This is a genomic window from Paracoccus kondratievae (assembly GCF_009301415.1).
Lineage (GTDB): Bacteria > Pseudomonadota > Alphaproteobacteria > Rhodobacterales > Rhodobacteraceae > Paracoccus > Paracoccus kondratievae.
On the sequence record NZ_CP045074.1, the window covers coordinates 156,775 to 176,724 of the forward strand.

A 19,950-nucleotide genomic window follows, 5' to 3' on the forward strand; every position below is an offset into this window, starting at 1 on the left:
CTTTTTTCAGTGCGACGAGGCCTGGGCCGCGCCGATCCCGGTTTCAGAGCGCACCTGCTGGGCAAGGAAACCCGCCCGGTCGATACGCGCCCGTGCGCCATTGTCCATCTTTGACACGAGCCAGATGCCAAGGAAGGCAAGCGTCATCGAAAACAGCGCGGGCGAGGTATAGGGGAAGGGGGCCGAACCTGCGGGGTTACCCAGCGTCGCCTCCCAGACCGAGGGCGACAGCACCGTCAGCACCACCGACGAGATAAGCCCGAGGAAGCCGCCGACAACCGCGCCACGGGTGGTGCAATCCTTCCACAGCACCGACATGAACAGCACCGGGAAGTTGGCCGAGGCCGCCACCGCAAAGGCCAAGGACACCATGAAGGCGATGTTCTGGTTCTTGAAGGCAATGCCCAGCACCACCGCGACGATCCCCAGGACGATGGTGGTAATGCGCGAGACGCGCAGTTCACTGCCCGGCGCGGGGTTGCCGTTCTTGATCACGGTCGCATAAAGGTCATGGCTGACCGCCGAAGCCCCCGACAGCGTCAGCCCCGCAACCACCGCAAGGATGGTGGCAAAGGCCACGGCCGAGATAAAGCCCAGGAACACGTTGCCGCCGACCGCATGGGCCAGATGCACGGCCGCCATATTGCTGCCGCCGACCAATGCGCCGGTCCCGTCCAGAAACTCGGGGTTGGTCAGGACAAAGGCGATGGCGCCAAAGCCGATGATAAAGGTCAGCAGGTAGAAATAGCCGATCCAGCCGGTCGCCCACATCACCGATTTGCGCGCCTCTTTGGCACTGGGAACGGTAAAGAAGCGCATCAGGATATGCGGCAGGCCCGCAGTACCGAACATCAGCGCCATGCCAAAGCTGATCGCCGAGATCGGGTCCTTGATAAAGGTGCCCGGCCCCATGATGGACTGACCGGCAACGGCGGCCTCTTCTGCGGTCTTGCCCGAAGCAGTGGCGATCTCGGTCTTGATGCGCACCGCATCGGCAAACATCGCTTCGGGGCTGAAACCATAGCGCCACATGACCATAAAGGCCATGAACGAGGCGCCGCCGAGCAGCAGGCAGGCCTTGATGATCTGCACCCAGGTCGTCGCGGTCATGCCACCGAACAGGACATAGATCATCATCAGCGCGCCGACGATCACCACTGCGATCCAGTAATCAAGGCCGAACAGCAGCTGAATCAGCGAGCCCGCGCCCACCATCTGCGCGATCAGGTAAAAAGCCACCACGACCAGCGTACCCGAGGCGGCAAAGATGCGCACCGGCGCCTGGGCAAAGCGAAAGGCCGCCACGTCGGCAAAGGTGAACCGGCCGAGGTTGCGCAGCCGTTCAGCCAGCAGAAAGGTCAGTATCGGCCAGCCGACGAGGAAACCGATCGAATAGATCAGCCCGTCATAGCCCGTGGTCATCACCGCAGCCGAGATACCAAGGAACGATGCCGCCGACATGTAGTCCCCGGCAATCGCCAGCCCGTTCTGAAAGCCGGTGATGCCACCACCGGCGGTATAGAAATCCGCCGCCGATTTGGTGCGAGAGGCTGCCCATTTGGTGATATATAGCGTCCCAAGAACAAAGACGGCAAACATCACGATCGCGGTCCAGTTCGTGGCCTGTTTTTCGCCCCCCTGGATCACATCGGCCAGGGCGGCCCCCGGGACGGTCAGGGCCGCAGCGATCAGGCCCTTGCGCAGGATCTTGACGGTCATTTCAGCGCCTCCCGCCGGATCTTCTCGCTCAGATCGTCGAACTCGCTGTTCGCACGGCGCAGGTAGATACCGGTGATGATAATGGTAAAGATGATCACGCCAAAGCCCAGCGGGATGCCCCAGGTCATGACGCCCGAGCCGATACGGGCGGCAAGCAGCTCTTTGTCAAAGGCGATAAGCAGGACATAGCCGTAATAGACGACCAGCATCGCAATCGTCAGCACCCAGCCATAGCGGGTTCGTCTTTCCTTCAGTGCCTGGTAATTCGGATCGCGGACGATCCTTTCGACGAGTTCTTCTTCCATCGGGTCGTGCTCCTCCACTGCCACGATCTGCGGTTATCCTGTCCGCACCGGGTCAAGGCCGGCGCGGGCGGGCCCTCCTCTTAAGAAGAAGCGGCGCGTTACTGGCAGCCTCCCGGCCAGCCGCAGCCACCCCACGGGCGCCATGCACGCCCGTGGATAATCTTGTCTGGCTTCAGGGCCGACGTCCTCAGGCCGGCCCCTGCGTCAGTGACGGTTCATGCGGTTTGTTATGAGCTCATCGACGACGCCCGGGTCTGCGAGGGTCGAGATGTCGCCAAGGTTGCCGAAATCGTCCTCGGCGATCTTGCGCAGGATGCGGCGCATGATCTTGCCAGAGCGCGTCTTCGGCAGCCCCGGAGCCCACTGGATCAGGTCAGGCTTGGCAATCGGGCCAATCTCGGTGCGGACCCATTTCTCAAGATCCAGACGCAGCTCATCACTTGGCTCAACACCGTTCATCAGCGTCACATAGGCATAAATGCCCTGACCTTTCAGCGGATGGGGGTAACCAACCACCGCCGCCTCGGCCACCTTCTCATGCGCGACAAGCGCCGATTCAATCTCGGCCGTGCCCATCCGGTGGCCGGACACGTTGATCACATCGTCAACCCGGCCCGTGATCCAGTAATACCCGTCCTCATCCCGACGGCAGCCGTCACCCGTAAAGTAATGGCCCGGATATTGCTGGAAATAGGTCTCCATAAAGCGCTGGTGATCGCCCCAGACCGTCCGCATCTGACCCGGCCAGCTGTCGGCAATGCACAAGACACCCTCGACCGCCTCGCCCTCCTTCTCCACCAAAGCGCCGGTCTGAGCGTCCAGGACAACCGGCTTGACCCCAAAGAAGGGCAGCGTCGCCGAGCCGGGCTTGGCCTCGATCGCGCCGGGCAGAGAGGTCAGCATATGCCCCCCGGTCTCGGTCTGCCACCAGGTGTCAACAATCGGGCAGCGGCCCTTGCCGACATGCTTGTCATACCAGTTCCAGGCCTCGGGGTTGATCGGCTCACCCACCGTACCAAGAATCCGCAGGCTCGACAGATCATGCTTTTCAACCCATTCCGGGCCCTGGCTGATCAGCGCCCGGATCGCGGTCGGCGCCGTGTAAAACTGGGTGACCTTGTGCTTTTCGCACACCGCCCAGAACCGGCCCGGATCAGGCCAGGTCGGCACGCCCTCAAACATCAGCGTCGTCGCGCCATTGGCCAGAGGGCCGTAAATGATGTAGCTGTGACCCGTCACCCAGCCCACATCGGCCGTGCACCAGAAAATGTCGCCCTCTTTATAGTCGAACACATACTGGAAGGTCGTCGCCGCATAGAGCAGATAGCCCCCGGTCGTATGGACTACCCCCTTGGGCTTGCCGGTCGAACCCGAGGTGTAAAGGATGAACAGCGGGTCCTCGGCATTCATCGGGCGCGGCGGGCAGTCGGGGCTGACCTGCTCCATCATCGCCAGCACATCGACGTCACGCCCGTCGATCCAGGTGGTCTGGTCGCCGGTATGTTTGATCACAAGGCAGCGCACCCGGTCCGAGCAATGCAAAAGCGCGGCATCGGTGTTCGATTTCAGCGCGGTCTTACGCCCGCCGCGCGGCGCGGTGTCGGCGGTGATGACCAGCTTGGCACCCGAGTCATTGATGCGGTTGGCCAGCGCATCGGGCGAGAAACCGGCAAAGACGATCGAATGGATCGCACCGATGCGCGCACAGGCCAGCATGGCATAAGCGGCTTCGGGGATCATCGGCAGATAGATCACCACCCGGTCGCCCCGCATCACCCCCTGGCTTAGCAGCACATTGGCAAAGCGGTTCACCTTTTCGGAAAGCTCGGCATAGGTGATGTGGCGCGCGGGCTGGCTGGGGTCATCGGGTTCAAAGAGGATCGCCGTCTGGCTGGCACGCTGCGGCAGATGGCGGTCGATACAGTTCACCGAGGCGTTCAGCGCCCCGTCCTCAAACCATTTGATCGACACCTTGCCCATGGTGAAATCGGTGTTCTTCACCTTGGTAAAGGGCTCGATCCACTCCAGCCGGCCAGCCTCGCGCCGCCAGAACCCCTCAGGGTCGGAAATCGATTCGGCATAAAGACGGGCGTAGTCACCAGGACCAATATGAACATCCTCAAATCCAGGAGGAATCGGATGTTTCAAAACCTTTTCAACGGACATGGCACGCCTCCTCAATAGCAATCCGCATCGGGTCGCTTTACCCCCACCCTCCTCTCAGGTGCCGCACGGGGGCAGCGGTCGCCGATCAGTTTGCATGTTAATCCCAGTTTCTATTTTCAGTAAACCTTTTTTTATAAAGGAATTTTTTGTAAAAAAATTGACGGCTATTCTAATGAATTTGTAAATTTTTCACAAATCGGACAGATCTGTGGTCTTAGCCTGCGGCAATCTGGTCGGCAGAAATCCGAGTAATTTCCTTTTTGCTTGATTTTCATCAAGTCGCCTGAGCCGGAACAGGATCAGGACAGGGGCGATGGGTCGTCATGCGCCCAGTTTACCAAGGAGACCGTGATGTTTCACAAACCCCTTGCCGTCGCAGCCATCATGGTGGCGCTTGGCCTTGCCCTGCCTGCGGGTGCCGAAACCCATGAGGTGCACATGCTCAACAAGGGTGAGACTGGCGCCATGGTGTTCGAGCCGGGCTTTGTCCGCGCCGAGCCTGGCGATGTGATCACCTTTATTCCCACCGACAAAAGCCATAACGTCGAAGCGATCAAGGATATCCTGCCCGAAGGCGTCGAGCCCTTCAAAAGCAAGGTCAACGATACCTACACCCTGACCGTGACCGAACCCGGCCTTTACGGTGTGAAATGCACCCCGCATTTCGGCATGGGCATGGTCGGGCTGGTACAGGTCGGCGACGCCCCGGCAAATCTTGAGGCCGCCAAGACCGCCAAGATGCCCAAGAAAGCGCGCGAGCGCATGGATGCCGGGCTGACTCAGGTGAACTGAGGCAGCGTTTTTCAAACGGCAGCAAGACAGAGATGGGCGCGATCCGATCGCGCCCTTTGCCATTCCTGCAGCTTCGGGCCGGTGCGTTCAGGTTTTCGCCATGGCAAAATGACCCGCGCATGCCCATATGTCGCAAGCAACCACCCGGAGGGATCTGGCATGGACAGGATCGACGTGACCGAACAAGGTTTCGTGGTCGATGCGCATGAGCTGGCCGAAGCCTTTGGCCTTGAACCGGACCGCGTGCCCGAACTGATGCGCACGAGCCGGATCACCACCCGCTGTGAGACCGGCGAGGGTGAGGACGCCGGACGCCATCGCCTGACCTTCTTTTTCAAGGGCCGCGCGCTGCGGCTGACCGTTGATCAGGCGGGCCGGATCCTCAAGCGCGCGCGTTTTGACATCCCCGCCCGCAATGCTGCCCCGGGTTAAGTCTTACGAGGTCAGGGCGCGGGGAAAGAGCACCTCTTCTTCAAGGTGGATATGGGCGACCACGTCGTCGCAAAGCTTGCGCAGCCCGGTGTAAAGCGCCGTCCATGAACCACAGGCCCCTGCAGGCAGGGTCAGGCCACGGGTCACATGTTCGATCCTGTGCAGGACCTGCCCGGTATCCTCATGCTCGGCCTGCATCACCCGGATCGGCCCGGCAAGCATTGCCCCCGCCCCCTGCAGGATCGAGGGGAACAGCACCGCCTCTTCCTTGGCCATATGCGATTCAAGTTCGTCCCGCAGCAAGACCAGCGCCTCGGTCAGGCCCAAGGGGGCCTCTTCGTGATCGCCATGCACTGCCTCGACCCGCTCAGCGAGGCTGATCAGAAAGGCCAGCTCTTGCCGGTGGGTCCGATGATAACGGGTCAGGATATGTTCGATCAGCGCCGGTGTCTCAGAGGGGGCATCGCGTCCGGCCCGATCGCTCAGCGCCTGCAATTCGGCGCTGAGCGTGGCCAGCGGCACACCGGCTTTCTCAGCCGCTTCGGCCAGTGCGACATTGCCCCCGCAGCAAAAACTGATGCCGGCGCGGCGAAAGACCTCTGCCGCGCCGGGCAGCCGGGCCGCAATGTCGCCGACAATGGCTGTGGAGCCAAAGGTGATGTCAGTCATGGGTATCTCCTTCGCAGGGGTTCACAGGGGGATTGGCCGGGCTCCACGCCCGCGCCAGAGGCGGGCCGAGGCGCAGCAGATCGACCGCGCGGGCGGCGATCTGGGCGGTGACTTCGGCAAGGCTTTGCGGGCGCAGGTAAAACGCCGGGACGGGCGGCAGGATCACCGCCCCCATCCGCGTTGCAGCCAGCATATTGTCGAGATGCGCCAACGTCAGCGGCGCCTCACGCGCAAGCAGGATGAGCGGCCGGCGTTCCTTGAGCTGAACCCCGGCGGCGCGGGTCAAAAGCCCATCGTCCAGCCCATGGGCAATGGCAGCAAGGCTGCGCATCGAACAAGGCGCAACGATCATTCCCGCGACCGGACATGAGCCCGAGGCGATCTCGGCCCCGGGGTCCCCTTGGGCATGGACCCGCGCCGCCATGGCGCACAGATCAGCCAACGCCCCGGCGCCGACCTCGGTGGCAAGCGTACGCTTGGCCATGGGCGAGACAACCAGATCAACGTCAGCCCCCACGCGGGTCAGCGCCCGGGCACAATCCAGCGCCAGCGCCGCGCCTGACGCACCCGAGACGCCAAGCACCACCCTCATGGCAGCACCGTCGCAAGCAGAGCCTCGGCCCGTGCCTCATGCTGCGGATCAAGGTGCATGACGCGGCCCCATTCGCGGCTGATCTCCGCCCCGATCTTTGTGGTCGCATCAAGGCCAAGCTTGCCCGCCAGCCCCTCAAGGGGCGATGCAAAATCAAGGTAATCCATCGGCGTGCGGTCCAGCAGCACCGTGTCGCGGGCCGGGTCCATTCGGGTCGAGATTGCCCAGACGATATCGTCCCAGCTGCGCACATCAATGTCGCGGTCCACGACCACGATCATCTTGGTATAGCTGAACTGGGGCAGCATCCCCCACAGCGCCATCATCACCCGTCGCGCCTGACCGGGATAACGTTTGTCGATCGCCACCACCGCCATGCGATAGGAACAGGCAGCGGGCGGCAGCCACAGATCGGTAATCTCGGGGATCTGGGTGCGGATCACAGGCAGCGCCAGATCGTTGAAAACCTCGCCAATGACCGAGGGTTCATCAGGTGGCCGTCCGGTGACGGTCGAGAGGTAAAGCGGCGCCTCGCGACAGGTGATGCGGCTGACGCGCATGACCGGGAAAGGCTCAACGGCATTGTAATAGCCGGTGTGATCGCCGAACGGCCCTTCGGGCGCGGTCTCTCCGGGGTGGATCCAGCCCTCGATAATCGCCTCGGCGCGGGCGGGTACCATCAACGGCACGGTTTTCGCCGCGACAAGCTCGGTCCGCGCGCCGCGCAGCACCCCCGAAAACCCCAGCTCTGAAACCGTTTCAGGCAGAGGCAAAGCAGCGGCAAGCAACAGCGCGGGATCCGCGCCAAGGGCGATGGCGACCGGCATCGCCTTACCCGCCCTTTCCCATGAGCGATGATGTGCCGCACCGCCGCGATGGGCGAGCCAGCGCAGAATCAGCCGGTCGGGCGCCAGAACCTGCGCGCGGTAAACACCAAGGTTATAGCGCGTCAGATCCCCGGCACGGCTGTCCTCTGGCCGGGTCAGCACCACTGGCCAGGTAATCAGCGGCCCGCCGTCATTGGGCCAGGGGGTCTGGACCGGCAGGGCATCAAGGTCCGATAGCTCGGCCTCCTGCACCGGGCCATGACGCAAAAACCGCTGCCGCATCCTTAGTGCCGCGCGCAGCATCGGCCAGCGCGACATGGCATCCCGCATCCCCTCGACCGGCGGCGGGCTGCGCAGCGCAGCCAGAAACTCGCCGAACTCCACGATCTTATCCGGTTCCAGACCAAGGCCCGCCGCGACCCGCGCGCGGGTACCAAACAGGTTGGCGATGACCGGGATGCGCGCACCCTGCGGGTTGTCAAAGCGCAGCGCAGGGCCGCCCCGGCGCAAGCAGGCCAATTCGACAGCCGTCATCTCATGGCGCAACGACACGGGCTCGGCGATGCGCGCGAGCTCGCCCCGCGCCTCCAGCCAGGACAGAAAGGACCGCAGATCAGGAAAAGGGGGAAGGCTGCGCATCGCTGGCTCCGTCGGGCCCGCGACAAGGCGGGCGATGATGGGCGCAAAGCTAGGCGGCAAATTCCGCGCATGACTTGACGAAGATCAATCACAACCCCGATTAACCGGCCTAGACCGTCTGGCATGACCCAGCGCCCTGCCCTGCTGCCGCTGCTGACGCGGCTTCCGCCCCCGCCGCTTGCCCGCCCGGCCCTTGGGCTGGCGCTGACGGCTTTTCTGCGCCGCATCGCCCAGCGAAACCCGTCGATCCTGTCGCGGCTTGGCCCCTATGCCGGCGCGCGATTTCTGCTTGATGTCCGCGACGGGCCGTTTCTTTTGCTGATGCAGCCCGAGGCGCGGCGTCTGAGCGCCCATTCCCGCCGCACGCCTGAGCCTGCGCATGACGCCGCGATCCGTGGCGGGCTTGCCGCCTTTCTTGCCATGCTGCACGGGGCCGAGGACGGGGATGCGCTGTTCTTTTCCGGCGAGTTGCAGATCGGCGGCGACACTTCTGCCGTGCTGGCGCTGCGCAATGCGCTGGACGACGCCGAACTGGACCTGACCGAGGAACTGGCCGCCCTGTCCGGCCAGTTTGGCGGCTGGCTGCGGCGCGGCTCGGCCCTGGCCGCGCGCAAAAGCGGCCTGATCCTGTCCCGACAAGAGGTATTGCCATGATGGAGCTGGTCTGTCCGGCCGGAACCCCGGCAGCTTTGCGTGCAGCAGTCGATGCTGGCGCACATACGGTCTATTGCGGCTTTGCCGATGAAACCAATGCCCGCAACTTTCCCGGCCTGAACTTCAGCCGCGAGGAAATGGCCCAGGGCATCGCCTATGCCCATGCCCGCGGCGCCAAGGTGCTGATTGCGATCAACACCTTTCCCCGCGCGGGTGATCAGGCACTGTGGCACCGCGCCGTCAGCGATGCAGCAGGTCTGGACGCCGATGCCGTGATCCTTGCCGATCCGGGGCTGATCGCCCATGCGGCCCAGACCCATCCCCATCTGCGACTGCATCTTTCGGTTCAGGCGGCCGCCGCCAATCCCGACGCGATCAATTTCCATGCCCGAACCTTTGGTATTCGCCGGGTGGTTCTGCCCCGTGTGCTTTCGGTCGAGGAAATCACCGCCATCAACCGCGAAATCGACATCGAAACCGAAGTCTTTGTCTTTGGCGGGCTATGTGTGATGGCCGAGGGGCGTTGTTCGCTATCCTCATACGCCACTGGACTTTCGCCGAATATGAACGGCGTCTGCTCACCCGCCAGCCACGTTGCCTATGCCGATACCGGCGGCAATCATGAGGCGCGGCTGGGCGAATTCCTGATCCACCGCACGCCCAAGGGCATGCCTGTACCCTATCCGACGCTGTGCAAGGGCTGCTTTACCTCGCCCGGCGATGGCAGCAGCCAGACCGGCCATATTTTTGAGGATCCGGTCAGCCTTGATGCAACCCGGCTGATCCCGGCCCTGCAAAAAGCCGGCGTCACCGCCCTGAAGATCGAGGGGCGGCAGCGGTCGCGCGCCTATGTGGCGCAGGTGGTGCGCGCATTTCGCGCCGCGGTCGAGGCCGCCGATCAGGGCGCACCGATGCCCGAGGGGCTGCTGGCCCGGCTGACCGAGGGGCAGGCCGCGACCACCGGCGCCTATGCCAAGACATGGAGATGAACATGGATCTGACCATTGGCCCCATCGCCTTTTTCTGGAGCGCAGAGCAGGTCCGCGCCTTTTACCAGAGGCTCGCCAGCACTCCGGTTCAGCGGGTGGTGATCGGGGAATGGGTCTGTTCGAAACGCCTGCCCTTCTGGCAGCACGAGATCCCGGCCGCTGTCGAGGCCCTGCAAGCCGCCGGCAAAGAGGTCGCGCTGTCCACGCTGACACTCATCACGCTAAAGCGCGAGCGGCGGCAGACAGCCGGGCTGTTTGCCTCGGACCTGCCGGTCGAGATTGCCGATCTGGGGGCGCTTCAGCACCTGCCCGAGGGCGCACCCTTTTGGGTCGGCCCGACCGTGAACGTTTATAACGAGGGCACGCTGGAATGGCTTGCCGCGAAAGGCGCGCGCCGCATCTGCCTGCCGCCCGAGCTACCTCTTGCCTCGGTCGTGCAGCTTGCCCGCGCGGGCCGTCAGGCGGGCGTCGCGGTCGAGGTCTGGGGCCATGGCCGCGCACCGCTGGCAATCTCGGGTCGGTGTTATCACGCGCGGTTACATGATCGGGCCAAGGATAACTGCCAGTTCGTCTGCGCCGAAGACCCCGACGGCCGCCTTGTCGAGACATTAGAGGGCCAGCCTTTCCTGACCGTGAATGGCGTCCAGACGCTGAGCCACGCCCACATGACCGCCGCCCCGCACGCCGCGGCGCTGCGCGAGGCAGGCATAAGCGGCCTGCGCCTGTCGCCTCAGCAAGATAATTTTGATGATATCATAAATATTTACGCGCAGATTCTTGAAAATGGATTGCCTGCGCCCGATGCGCTTTCCGACCTGCGGCGCATTCTGCCCGGCACGGTCTTTGCGCAAGGTTTTCTTGACGCGCAGCCCGGTGCAACCCCCTGCCCCTGACCCTTTTCGGATGGAGACGCGCAATGTCCACCGCGGAACGCATGCGCAATTATCGCGGGCCAGTCCTGTTCAGCCACGGATTTCGGGCCTTTTTCCTGCTCTCATCACTATGGACGGCACTGGCCATGCTGGTGTGGGTCGCCATGCTGAGCGGGGCCGGGATCCTGCCTCTGACCATGGATCCCTTTAGCTGGCACGCGCATGAATTCCTTTTTGGTTATACAAGCGGGGTCATTGCCGGATTCCTTTTGACGGCGGTGCCGAACTGGACCGGACGGCTGCCGGTGATCGGCACGCCATTGGCCGGGCTGGTCGGGCTGTGGCTGCTGGGGCGGGTGGCGCTTGCAATCTCGGGCCTGCTTGACTGGCGGGTGGTGATGGTGGCGGACCTGGCCTGCACCCTGGTCCTGCTTGCCTTTCTGGCGCGCGAAATCCTGCATGGCCGCAATTGGCGGAACCTGCCGGTGCTGGCGCTGTTGGCGCTGTTTGCCACCGCCAATGCACTGTTTCACCTTGAGGCCGCACGAGGAGAGGCCGCCTTTGACGGTATGGGTATGCGGCTGGGGCTGGCTGCGGTCCTGATGCTGGTGGCGCTGATTGGCGGGCGGATCACCCCCAGCTTTACCCGCAACTGGCTGGCCGCAAGGGGCCGCACACGCCTGCCCGTGCCCTTTGGCCGCGCGGACGGCGCGGTGCTGGGGCTGACCGGGCTGACGCTGGCCGGTTTCATTGCAGCGCCCGAGGCCGCATGGATGCCATGGCTGATGCTTGTGACGGGGGCGGCACATCTGTGGCGCCTTGCGCGCTGGCAGGGCCTGCAAACCGGGGCCGAACCGCTGCTTTGGGTCCTGCACCTTGCCTATGCGCTGCTTGCGCTTGGCTTTTGGGCCGAGGGGGCGGCAGGGTTCGGCCTGATCGCCCCAGCCCCCGCCCGGCATATCTGGCTGGCCGGGGCGATCGGCCTGATGACGCTGGCGGTCATGACCCGCGCAAGCCTTGGCCACAGCGGCCGATCGCTGCACGCCGGGCCGGGCACTACGGCACTGTATCTGGCGCTTTGTGGCGCGGTGGTCACGCGGCTGCTTGCCGGCTGGCTGCCCGCACAGCTGTGGCTGCTGCATTTGTCGGGCACGCTGTGGGTTATCGGGTTCGGCGGCTTTGCCCTGTTGTATCTGCCGGTGCTGGCGCGTCCGCGGGTGGCAAAAAGCCGGTCTCAGGGCCGGGCCGCACCGCCTGAGCCTTGCAGCAAAAAGCCCGGTCGCGTGACCGGGCCTTTGTCATGGGAAAAGACAGATCAGGCCGGCTGCAGCCCGCAGGCGCGCTGGCACCAGTCAAGGACCGCCGCCTCATCCCCCGGCAGGGCTGTGGCAAGCCCCTCGGCAAAGCCTTGAAACGCGGGCAGGTTCAGCCCGTTTACCCCGCACAGGACCGGAATGCCGCGCGACAGCGCCTCGGCGATCAGGGAGGCAAATCCCCGGCCTTCGCTTTCCTGCTTGCCAAATTTATTGACAAGCAGCAGATCCGCACCGGGCAGTGCGGCGGCAACGCCCGAGACAGCCGCCTCCAGCACACCCGCATCCAGCCGACAGCCGCGTGCGCCATTGCCGCGGTCCTCGCTGATGCGCAGCACCGGACCATCCGGCAGCACGCGCAGGTCCATATCGCATTTGATCCGCCCCTCACGCCGCGGGTTGGTCTGAACGGTCCCGGCAAGCCGGATACCACCGTCCAGCAACCGCGCGGCGACACCGGCCAGAAACAGGTCATTCGCACCACGACCGGGTATGCTGACATAGGCGAGTTGCATCATGCGCCCCCTTCGCGTTGAAACGAGACGCCCGAGATCCGGGCCCTTGCGATCAACCCATCTATATAGTCACGGCTGGCACGCAGCCATGCCGCCTTTTCATGCGCCTCACGCAGGCGCGGAAGGACGGCGGCAAAGGGCAGCACCTCGCCCCGCGCCCGCGCATCAAGGCGGATGATGTGCAGCCCATAGCGCGTTTCGGCGATGGTCAGCGCGCCTTCCTCCATCGTGGCCAGCGCCGCCTCGAACTCGGGTACCGTATCGCCGGCGGTCAACTGGCCCAGCACGCCGCCCGAGGTTTTCGAGGAACAGGCGCTATGGCGTGCTGCCAGCTCAGCAAAGCGGCGCGGCGCGGCACAAAGCTCGGCCAGAACCGCCCCTGCCTCGGCGCGCGCCGTTTCACGCGCCTTGGCATCATCCGGGGCAGCGGCGAAAAGGATATGCGCCGCCTCGTATAGCGAAGGAGAGCGGAACTGTTCCGGATGCGCCGCGTGATAGGCCGCCAGCACCGTCTCATCGACGGGATCGGGTTGGATCTCCTGATCCAGCAGAGCGCGGATCAGGGCCTCTTCCGCAGTTTCCCACTGGCCGGGCACAAGCTCGGCAGGTTCAGCGGTGATGCCTTGCGCGCGGGCTTCTTGCAACAAAAGTTCGCGCACCGCCAGCGCCCGCGCTGCTGCGCGCCAGGCATGACCGGGCTTGCCCTTGGGCGCGGGATGGTTCTGCGCCTCGGCCGCGATGCGTCCGGGGTCGATGGTGACGCCGTTCACCACGACCGGCGGCAAAAGCGGTTTCATCTCCATCGCCCTTACTCCGCCGGGAAGCGGCGCGAGCGCACGATCTGATAGCCCGGCCGCCACAGATAGCGCACCGGAGCCGAAATCATGTGCACAAGCCGGGTAAAGGGAAAGAGCACAAAGATCGTCAGCCCCAGCAGGATATGCAGTTTGAACAGCCAATGGACATGGGCCAGATGTTCAGCCGCACCGGCGCGCAGATAGACGATCCCCTGCGCCCAGGACATGAGCAGGGTCATCTCATGCCCGTCAAGATGCTGCATCGAAACCAGAATCGTCGCCAGCCCAAGGACCAGTTGCGCGACAAGCAGCGCAAGAATGCCGGTATCGGCCAGAGTCGAATGGGCGCGCACGCGCGGGTCGGTCAGTCTGCGATGCAAAAGCAGCGCCCCGCCGATAAGCGCCATAACCCCGGCGATGCCGCCCACGGTCATCGCCATCACCTGTTTTGCGCCATGGCTGATGCCGATGGCATCAAAGACGGCGATCGGGGTCAAAAGCCCGACCAGATGGCCGCCAAGAATAATCAGCACGCCGACATGAAACAGGACCGAACCGATGACGAATTGACGACGACGCAGGATCTGGCTGGACTTTGATTTCCAGCTGAAAGGGTCGTGGTCATAACGGATGACAGAACCCAGGATCATCACCGTGATGGCGATATAGGGGTAGATGCCGAAAAGAACATAGTTCATCTGCGCCTCCTGTTCATTGCGCCGGGCTTTGGGCGCGCGGGGCGTCCATACGGGCCAGAATGTCGCGGCTGACCGGACAGCCGGCGTTGGGATCGGGGCCAAACGTCACCTGTGCCTCTTCCCAGACGGCGTCTAGCGCGGCCAGATCCTCGGGATCGTCATCGGGGACGGCGGCCAGTTCTTCGGGCAGTTCGACCGGCTCGGTCACCACAAGCGCCACCAGCGCGCCAAGGACAGCGGCATAGGCAGACTCGCGCCGCGTCAGCCGCTCGGCCAGCGCGACAAGGATATGCGAGGCATCGGCCAACAGCGCCAACGCCTCGGGCAGTGGCCGGGTGGACAGGTATTCCAGCAGCACCGGCAGGTGATCGGGCAGCTCGGACCCCGCAAGGTCAAAGCCGCCGTCGCGATAGGTTTCAAGCAGGTCCACCATCGCGCCGCCGCGGTCGCGGCTTTCGCCGTGGACATGCTCAAACAGGTTCAGCGACAGGCTGCGCGAGCGATCAAAGAGCAGCACATAACGTTCCTGCAAATCGTATAGGTCGCCCTGCCCCAGCTTTTGCAACAGGCTGCGGATTTCATCCATGCGCCGGGGACCAAGCAGGCCCTCGGATTGCAGGACCTGCTCAATCTGGGGCAAAGCGGCGATCAGATCTTCGCCGGGATAGCTCAGCAGCGCGGAAAGGGCCTTGAAGGTTTTCATGCGATGAACTCCTGCGGGCTGCGGAATTTCTTGCCGCCAAACAGCGAGGGGCTGTTGCCCGACGAGCAGCCATGCCCATCGGTAAAGCCACAGCCGCCGCGCAGGTCATAGGCATCCTCGACCAGCTCACGATGCGTGGTCGGGATGACAAAGCGATCCTCGTAATTGGCGATGGCCAGCAGGTGATACATCTCATCAATCTGCTGGGGGGTCAGGCCGACCCGTTTTGCAATGGCAAGGTTCACCACGCCGTCCAGCGTCCTGGAACGCATGTAGCTGCGCATCGCCAGCATCCGTTCAAGCGCGGCTGCGACAGGGGCTTCGTCCCCGGCGGTCAGCATATTGGCCAGATAGCGCAGCGGGATGCGCAGGCTGCGCACGTCGGGCATATCGTCCTGCGCCGCGATCTTGCCCGCCTCGGCCGCGTTCTGAATCGGCGACAGCGGCGGCACATACCAGACCATCGGCAGGGTGCGGTATTCAGGGTGCAGCGGAAAGGCGATCTTCCACTCCATCGCCATCTTCCAGATCGGAGATTTCTGCGCGCCGCGGATCCAGTCCTCGGGGATGCCCTCGGCCCGGGCGGCGGCAATCACCTCGGGATCGTCCGGATCAAGGAAAACACCCAGTTGCGCGTCGTAAAGATCCATCTCGGACTCGGCGCTGGCAGCCTCGGCGATGCGGTCGGCGTCGTAAAGCATCACACCCAGATAGCGGATGCGCCCGACGCAGGTTTCCGAACAGACCGTGGGCTGGCCGGATTCCAGGCGCGGATAGCACAGGATGCATTTTTCCGATTTGCCGGTGGACCAGTTGTAATAGATCTTTTTGTAGGGACAGCCCGAAACGCACATCCGCCAGCCCCGGCATTTGTCCTGGTCAATCAGGACGACGCCATCCTCTTCGCGCTTGTAGATCGCGCCCGAGGGGCACGAGGCGACGCAGGCCGGGTTAAGGCAATGTTCGCACAACCGCGGCAGGTACATCATGAAGGTGTTTTCATATTCACCATAGATGTCCTTCTGAACGCCCTCAAAGTTATAGTCTCTGCTGCGTTTTTCGAACTCGCCGCCAAGGATTTCTTCCCAGTTCGGGCCCCATTCGATCTTTTCCATCCGCTCGCCCGAAATCTTTGAGCGCGGGCGGGCGCTTGGGAACGCCTGCATCTCGGGCGCCGATTTCAGATGGTCGTAATCGAAATCAAAAGGTTCGTAGAAATCGTCGATCTCGGGCAGGTCGGGGTTGGCAAAGATATTGGCAAGGATGCGCCACTTGCCGCCCTGCCGGGGTTGCAGATGCCCCGATTTCGTCCGCACCCAGCCGCCGTTCCAGCGTTTCTGGTTTTCCCAATCCTTGGGATAGCCGATGCCGGGCTTGGTCTCGACGTTGTTGAACCACGCGTATTCGACCCCCTCGCGCGAGGTCCAGACGTTCTTGCAGGTGACCGAACAGGTATGACAGCCGATGCATTTGTCCAGGTTCAGCACCATGCCGATTTGTGCGCGCACTTTCATTCCGCTGCCTCCGTGGCTTGGGTTGCGGGGCGATCGAGCCAGTCGATCTTGTCCAGCTTGCGGACGATGACGAATTCGTCCCGGTTGGCGCCCACCGTGCCGTAATAGTTGAACCCATAGGACAGCTGTGCATAGCCACCGATCATATGGGTGGGCTTCAGCACCGTGCGGGTGACCGAGTTGTGGATGCCGCCGCGCAGGCCGGTGATCTGGCTGCCCGGCGTGTTCACGATCTTTTCCTGAGCGTGATACATAAAGAGCGTGCCTTCCTTCATGCGCTGGCTGACGACGGCACGCGCAGTGATGACGCCGTTGCTGTTAAAGACCTCGACCCAGTCGTTATCGACCAGTCCGGCCTTTTTCGCGTCGATCTCAGATATCCACACCACCGGACCGCCGCGGTTCAGCGTCAGCATCAGCAGGTTGTCGGTATAGGTCGAATGGATGCCCCATTTCTGGTGCGGGGTGATAAAGTTCAGCACCACATGCTTTTCGCTGGCCCCCAGCGACTTGCGGGCATCCGCCGTGATCGTCTTGAGATCGACCGGAGGCCGCCATGTCACGAAAGCCTCGCCAAAGGCGCGCATCCATTCGTGATCCTGATAAAGCTGCTGGCGACCGGTCACGGTGCGCCACGGGATCAGCTCATGGACGTTGGTCCAGCCGGCGTTGTAGCAGACCTCTTCGCTTTCGATGCCTGACCAGGTCGGAGACGAGATGATCTTTCTGGGCTGGGCAGCGATATCGCGGAAGCGGATCTTTTCATCCTCTTTGACCTCGGCCAGATGCTGGTGGCTGCGGCCCGTGGCCTTGCCAAGCGCCTGCCATGCCTTGACCGCAACCTCGCCATTGGTTTCGGGGGCCAGCATCAGGACCACTTCGGCGGCGTCGATCGCCGTCTCGATCCGCGCCATGCCCCGGGTCGGGCCATCCTCGGTCACGCATCCGTTCAGGGCATGCAGGTGGTGAACCTCATCCCTGGTGTCCCAGGAGATGCCCTTCCCGCCGTTGCCAAGCTTTTCCATCAACGGGCCAAGCGCGGTGAAGCGTTTGTAAAGGTTCGGATAATCGCGCGTCACCTCGATATAGTTCGGCGCGGTCTTGCCGGGGATCAGATCGCATTCGCCCAGCTTCCAGTCCTGTACAAAGGGTTGGGCGATCTCACCCGCGCTATCGTGCTGCAAGGGCAGCTGCACGACATCGGTTTCGACCCCCAGCACCTCGGGTGCGATCTCGGAAAACTTGCGGGCAATGGATTTGAAGATTTCCCAATCGGTGCGCGACTCATAGGCCGGGTCCACCGCCGCCTGCAGCGGGTGGATAAAGGGATGCATGTCCGAGGTGTTCATATCGTCCTTTTCGTACCAGCTGGCGGTTGGCAGGACGATGTCGGCATAGACAGCGGTGGTGGACATACGGAAGTCGATGGTCACCAGCAGGTCCAGTTTGCCCTCGGGCGCCTTGTCATGCCAGGTCGCCTCGACCGGCTTCTGACGCCCCTCCTGCCCCAGATCCTTGCCAAGCACGCCGTGATCGGTGCCAAGCAGGTGCCTGAGGAAATATTCATGCCCCTTGCCCGACGAGCCAAGCAGGTTCGAGCGCCAGACAAAGAGGTTGCGCGGCCAGTTCTCGGGCGCGTCCGGGTCCTCGCAGGACATTTGCAAGGCGCCGGATTTCAGCCCGCGCGCGACATAATCGGCAACCGGAACACCCTCGGCGCGGGCGGCACGGCCGACCTCCAGCGGATTGGTGCGCAGTTGCGGGGCCGAGGGCAGCCACCCCATCCGTTCAGCCCGGATATTATAGTCAATGAGGCTAAGCTGGCCCCAGTCCCCCTTGGGCGCGGTCGGGGACAGGATCTCCTGCGCCCCCACCGTTTCATAGCGCCACTGGTCGGTATGGGCATACCAGGCCGAGGTCGAGTTCATGTGGCGCGGCGGACGCGCCCAGTCCAGCGCAAAGGCCAGCGCCGTCCAGCCGGTCTGCGGTCTCAGCTTTTCCTGTCCAACGTAATGGGCCCAACCACCGCCCGACTGGCCGACACAGCCGCACATCACCAGCATGTTGATGACGGCGCGGTAATTCATGTCCATGTGGAACCAGTGGTTCATCGCCGCACCGATGATGACCATGGAACGCCCGTTGGTCTTTTCGGCATTGGCGGCGAATTCCCGCGCCACCTGGATGATCTTGTCACGGCGGACACCGGTTATGCGCTCGGCCCAGGCGGGGGTAAATGGCACGTCAGCGTCATAATCGCGCGTGACGTGGTCGCCCCCAAGCCCACGGTCAAGGCTGTAATTGGCACACAACAGGTCAAAGACCGTCGCGACAAGCGCCTCTTCCCCATTGGCCAGGGTCAGCCGCTTGACCGGTACATTGCGGGTCAGGACCTCGCCCCGGTCATCAATGGCAAAGCCGTTGGTCGCGGCACCGCCGAAATAGGGGAAATCGACGCCCACAATATCATCGCGATCCTCGTCAAGGATCAGGCTCATCTTAAGGCGAACCGCGTCATCGCCGGCCTTTTCCTCAAGGTTCCAGCGCCCCTCTTCGCCCCAGCGGAAACCGACCGAGCCGTTCGGGACCACGATACGGTCGCTGATTTCGTCAATGGCGACGGTTTTCCATTCGGGATTGTTGGCCTGACCCAGCGCGCCGTCTAAATCGCTGGCGCGCAACTGGCGGCCCGGGATCAGACGGCCATCGCGCTGATCAAGCCTGACCAGCATCGGCATATCGGAATAGCGGCGGCAGTAATCCTCAAAATACTCGGCCTGCCGGTCCAGGTGGAATTCACGCAGGATGACGTGGCCAAAGGCCATCCCAAGCGCCGCATCGGTGCCCTGCTTGGCGTTCAGCCAGATGTCGCCGAATTTTGCGGCCTCGGAATAGTCGGGGCAGATCACCGCCGATTTGGTGCCGCGATAGCGCGCCTCGGTATAGAAATGCGCGTCGGGGGTGCGGGTCTGCGGCACGTTCGAGCCCCAGAGCAGCAGATAGCCCGCATTATACCAGTCGGCCGATTCCGGCACGTCGGTCTGTTCGCCCCATGTCTGCGGGCTTGCCGGCGGCAGGTCGCAATACCAGTCGTAAAAGGACATGCAGGTCCCGCCCAAAAGCGACAGATAGCGCGTCCCGGCGGCGTATGAGATCATCGACATGGCCGGGATGGGCGAAAAGCCAAAGACCCGGTCGGGGCCGTATTTACGTGCGGTATAGGCATTGGCAGCAGCGATGATCTCGGTCGCTTCGTCCCAGCCTGCGCGCACAAAGCCGCCCTTGCCGCGGATGCGGGTATAGCTTTCGCGGGCGGCGGGGTCGTTCTGGATCGCCTCCCACGCGGCGACCGGTGACATGCTGCGGCGCTTTTCGCGCCACAGCCGCATCAGCCTGCCCCGGATCATCGGCGTTTTCACCCGGTTGGCCGAGTAAAGATACCAGCTGTAGGACGCACCCCGCGCGCAGCCGCGCGGTTCATGGTTGGGCAGATCGGGGCGGGTGCGCGGATAATCGGTCTGCTGCGTCTCCCATGTGACGATGCCGGATTTGACATAGATCTTCCACGAACAGGACCCGGTGCAGTTCACCCCATGGGTCGAGCGCACGATCTTGTCGTGGCGCCAGCGGGCGCGATAGGTTTCCTCCCAGTCGCGGTTTTCGACCGTGGTCTGGCCATGGCCCTCTGAGAACACGTCCTTGCGGGCGGGCCTCAGAAAATTCAGACGGTCCAGCAGATGGCTCATTGCTGTCT

Annotated in this window: 18 protein-coding genes; 6 read left to right on the plus strand and 12 right to left on the minus strand. The window is 63.2% G+C overall.

Features of this window, described 5'->3' with window-relative positions:
- Positions 1-6: 6 nt before the first annotated feature.
- The 3 genes from F8A10_RS19570 to acs all read right to left on the minus strand — a co-directional run bounded on the left by F8A10_RS19570 (position 7) and on the right by acs (position 4,190).
- Positions 7-1,719: a cation acetate symporter gene (locus tag F8A10_RS19570; RefSeq protein WP_010397540.1), complete on the minus strand. Its 1,713-nt coding sequence runs from the start codon at positions 1,717-1,719 to the stop codon at positions 7-9.
- The gene (locus tag F8A10_RS19575; RefSeq protein ID WP_010397538.1) at positions 1,716-2,024 is read right to left on the minus strand and encodes a DUF485 domain-containing protein; all 309 of its coding nucleotides are present in this window, start codon (positions 2,022-2,024) and stop codon (positions 1,716-1,718) included. Before F8A10_RS19575 ends, F8A10_RS19570 begins: the two co-directional genes overlap by 4 nt.
- Positions 2,025-2,228: 204 nt before the next feature.
- The gene (acs, locus tag F8A10_RS19580) at positions 2,229-4,190 is read right to left on the minus strand and encodes an acetate--CoA ligase (RefSeq protein WP_010397536.1); all 1,962 of its coding nucleotides are present in this window, start codon (positions 4,188-4,190) and stop codon (positions 2,229-2,231) included.
- Between the two features lie 351 nt (positions 4,191-4,541).
- Here acs and F8A10_RS19585 point away from each other — a divergent pair, with 351 nt between their 5' ends.
- Together F8A10_RS19585 and F8A10_RS19590 are read left to right on the plus strand one after the other, a co-directional pair.
- Positions 4,542-4,982 carry a pseudoazurin gene (locus F8A10_RS19585; protein WP_010397534.1) on the plus strand — a complete coding sequence of 147 codons (441 nt, stop codon included), beginning with the start codon at positions 4,542-4,544 and terminating at the stop codon, positions 4,980-4,982.
- Positions 4,983-5,141: 159 nt separating this feature from the next.
- Positions 5,142-5,414, plus strand: a complete 273-nt coding sequence (locus F8A10_RS19590; RefSeq protein WP_152368266.1) for a DUF6522 family protein — start codon at positions 5,142-5,144, stop codon at positions 5,412-5,414.
- Positions 5,415-5,417: 3 nt separating this feature from the next.
- Here F8A10_RS19590 and ric read toward each other — a convergent pair whose 3' ends face one another.
- From ric to F8A10_RS19605, 3 genes are read right to left on the minus strand one after another with little or no spacing between them, the layout of a single operon-like run.
- Entirely contained in the window at positions 5,418-6,083 is a 666-nt protein-coding gene (gene ric, locus F8A10_RS19595; protein WP_152368267.1) for an iron-sulfur cluster repair di-iron protein, read from the minus strand.
- Entirely contained in the window at positions 6,076-6,675 is a 600-nt protein-coding gene (locus F8A10_RS19600; protein WP_152368268.1) for a UbiX family flavin prenyltransferase, read from the minus strand. Before F8A10_RS19600 ends, ric begins: the two co-directional genes overlap by 8 nt.
- Positions 6,672-8,141, minus strand: coding sequence for a UbiD family decarboxylase (locus F8A10_RS19605; RefSeq protein WP_010397527.1), 1,470 nt, complete (start codon positions 8,139-8,141; stop codon positions 6,672-6,674). The genes F8A10_RS19600 and F8A10_RS19605 overlap by 4 nt, the downstream gene beginning before the upstream one ends.
- A 123-nt stretch (positions 8,142-8,264) precedes the next feature.
- Here F8A10_RS19605 and ubiT point away from each other — a divergent pair, with 123 nt between their 5' ends.
- From ubiT to F8A10_RS19625, 4 genes are read left to right on the plus strand one after another with little or no spacing between them, the layout of a single operon-like run.
- A complete protein-coding gene (gene ubiT, locus F8A10_RS19610) occupies positions 8,265-8,795 on the plus strand; it encodes a ubiquinone anaerobic biosynthesis accessory factor UbiT (RefSeq protein WP_010397524.1) in 531 nt (176 codons plus the stop codon).
- Positions 8,795-9,784: a ubiquinone anaerobic biosynthesis protein UbiU gene (gene ubiU / locus F8A10_RS19615; RefSeq protein ID WP_029372254.1), complete on the plus strand. Its 990-nt coding sequence runs from the start codon at positions 8,795-8,797 to the stop codon at positions 9,782-9,784. The genes ubiT and ubiU overlap by 1 nt, the downstream gene beginning before the upstream one ends.
- 2 nt (positions 9,785-9,786) lie before the next feature.
- Complete coding sequence (gene ubiV, locus F8A10_RS19620) at positions 9,787-10,677, plus strand: ubiquinone anaerobic biosynthesis protein UbiV (protein WP_152368269.1); 891 nt, start codon at positions 9,787-9,789, stop codon at positions 10,675-10,677.
- Between the two features lie 23 nt (positions 10,678-10,700).
- Positions 10,701-12,068: an NnrS family protein gene (locus F8A10_RS19625; RefSeq protein WP_319805345.1), complete on the plus strand. Its 1,368-nt coding sequence runs from the start codon at positions 10,701-10,703 to the stop codon at positions 12,066-12,068.
- Here F8A10_RS19625 and F8A10_RS19630 read toward each other — a convergent pair.
- The 6 genes from F8A10_RS19630 to F8A10_RS19655 are packed head-to-tail and all read right to left on the minus strand — an operon-like array spanning position 11,972 to position 19,942.
- Positions 11,972-12,484 carry a DUF2478 domain-containing protein gene (locus F8A10_RS19630; protein WP_152368412.1) on the minus strand — a complete coding sequence of 171 codons (513 nt, stop codon included), beginning with the start codon at positions 12,482-12,484 and terminating at the stop codon, positions 11,972-11,974. The two genes, F8A10_RS19625 and F8A10_RS19630, sit on opposite strands and share 97 nt — an antisense overlap.
- Complete coding sequence (locus tag F8A10_RS19635) at positions 12,484-13,281, minus strand: peptidylprolyl isomerase (RefSeq protein WP_406611888.1); 798 nt, start codon at positions 13,279-13,281, stop codon at positions 12,484-12,486. The genes F8A10_RS19630 and F8A10_RS19635 overlap by 1 nt, the downstream gene beginning before the upstream one ends.
- An 11-nt stretch (positions 13,282-13,292) precedes the next feature.
- Positions 13,293-13,979 carry a respiratory nitrate reductase subunit gamma gene (gene narI, locus F8A10_RS19640; protein WP_010397511.1) on the minus strand — a complete coding sequence of 229 codons (687 nt, stop codon included), beginning with the start codon at positions 13,977-13,979 and terminating at the stop codon, positions 13,293-13,295.
- A gap of 13 nt (positions 13,980-13,992) precedes the next feature.
- Positions 13,993-14,682: a nitrate reductase molybdenum cofactor assembly chaperone gene (gene narJ, locus F8A10_RS19645; RefSeq protein ID WP_010397508.1), complete on the minus strand. Its 690-nt coding sequence runs from the start codon at positions 14,680-14,682 to the stop codon at positions 13,993-13,995.
- Complete coding sequence (gene narH, locus F8A10_RS19650; RefSeq protein WP_085501665.1) at positions 14,679-16,196, minus strand: nitrate reductase subunit beta; 1,518 nt, start codon at positions 16,194-16,196, stop codon at positions 14,679-14,681. The genes narJ and narH overlap by 4 nt, the downstream gene beginning before the upstream one ends.
- On the minus strand, positions 16,193-19,942 hold the full coding sequence (locus tag F8A10_RS19655; protein ID WP_152368271.1) for a nitrate reductase subunit alpha: 3,750 nt from the start codon (positions 19,940-19,942) through the stop codon (positions 16,193-16,195). Before F8A10_RS19655 ends, narH begins: the two co-directional genes overlap by 4 nt.
- Between the last annotated feature and the right edge of the window lie 8 nt (positions 19,943-19,950).

Bases quoted from the DNA above. Each gene is read 5' to 3' on its own strand.
- F8A10_RS19570 (WP_010397540.1), bottom strand. From the start codon at position 1,719: ATGACCGTCAAGATCCTGCGCAAGGGCCTGATCGCTGCGGCCCTGACC.
- F8A10_RS19575 (WP_010397538.1), bottom strand. From the start codon at position 2,024: ATGGAAGAAGAACTCGTCGAAAGGATCGTCCGCGATCCGAATTACCAG.
- acs (WP_010397536.1), bottom strand. From the start codon at position 4,190: ATGTCCGTTGAAAAGGTTTTGAAACATCCGATTCCTCCTGGATTTGAG.
- F8A10_RS19585 (WP_010397534.1), top strand. From the start codon at position 4,542: ATGTTTCACAAACCCCTTGCCGTCGCAGCCATCATGGTGGCGCTTGGC.
- F8A10_RS19590 (WP_152368266.1), top strand. From the start codon at position 5,142: ATGGACAGGATCGACGTGACCGAACAAGGTTTCGTGGTCGATGCGCAT.
- ric (WP_152368267.1), bottom strand. From the start codon at position 6,083: ATGACTGACATCACCTTTGGCTCCACAGCCATTGTCGGCGACATTGCG.
- F8A10_RS19600 (WP_152368268.1), bottom strand. From the start codon at position 6,675: ATGAGGGTGGTGCTTGGCGTCTCGGGTGCGTCAGGCGCGGCGCTGGCG.
- F8A10_RS19605 (WP_010397527.1), bottom strand. From the start codon at position 8,141: ATGCGCAGCCTTCCCCCTTTTCCTGATCTGCGGTCCTTTCTGTCCTGG.
- ubiT (WP_010397524.1), top strand. From the start codon at position 8,265: ATGACCCAGCGCCCTGCCCTGCTGCCGCTGCTGACGCGGCTTCCGCCC.
- ubiU (WP_029372254.1), top strand. From the start codon at position 8,795: ATGGAGCTGGTCTGTCCGGCCGGAACCCCGGCAGCTTTGCGTGCAGCA.
- ubiV (WP_152368269.1), top strand. From the start codon at position 9,787: ATGGATCTGACCATTGGCCCCATCGCCTTTTTCTGGAGCGCAGAGCAG.
- F8A10_RS19625 (WP_319805345.1), top strand. From the start codon at position 10,701: ATGTCCACCGCGGAACGCATGCGCAATTATCGCGGGCCAGTCCTGTTC.
- F8A10_RS19630 (WP_152368412.1), bottom strand. From the start codon at position 12,484: ATGCAACTCGCCTATGTCAGCATACCCGGTCGTGGTGCGAATGACCTG.
- F8A10_RS19635 (WP_406611888.1), bottom strand. From the start codon at position 13,281: ATGAAACCGCTTTTGCCGCCGGTCGTGGTGAACGGCGTCACCATCGAC.
- narI (WP_010397511.1), bottom strand. From the start codon at position 13,979: ATGAACTATGTTCTTTTCGGCATCTACCCCTATATCGCCATCACGGTG.
- narJ (WP_010397508.1), bottom strand. From the start codon at position 14,682: ATGAAAACCTTCAAGGCCCTTTCCGCGCTGCTGAGCTATCCCGGCGAA.
- narH (WP_085501665.1), bottom strand. From the start codon at position 16,196: ATGAAAGTGCGCGCACAAATCGGCATGGTGCTGAACCTGGACAAATGC.
- F8A10_RS19655 (WP_152368271.1), bottom strand. From the start codon at position 19,942: ATGAGCCATCTGCTGGACCGTCTGAATTTTCTGAGGCCCGCCCGCAAG.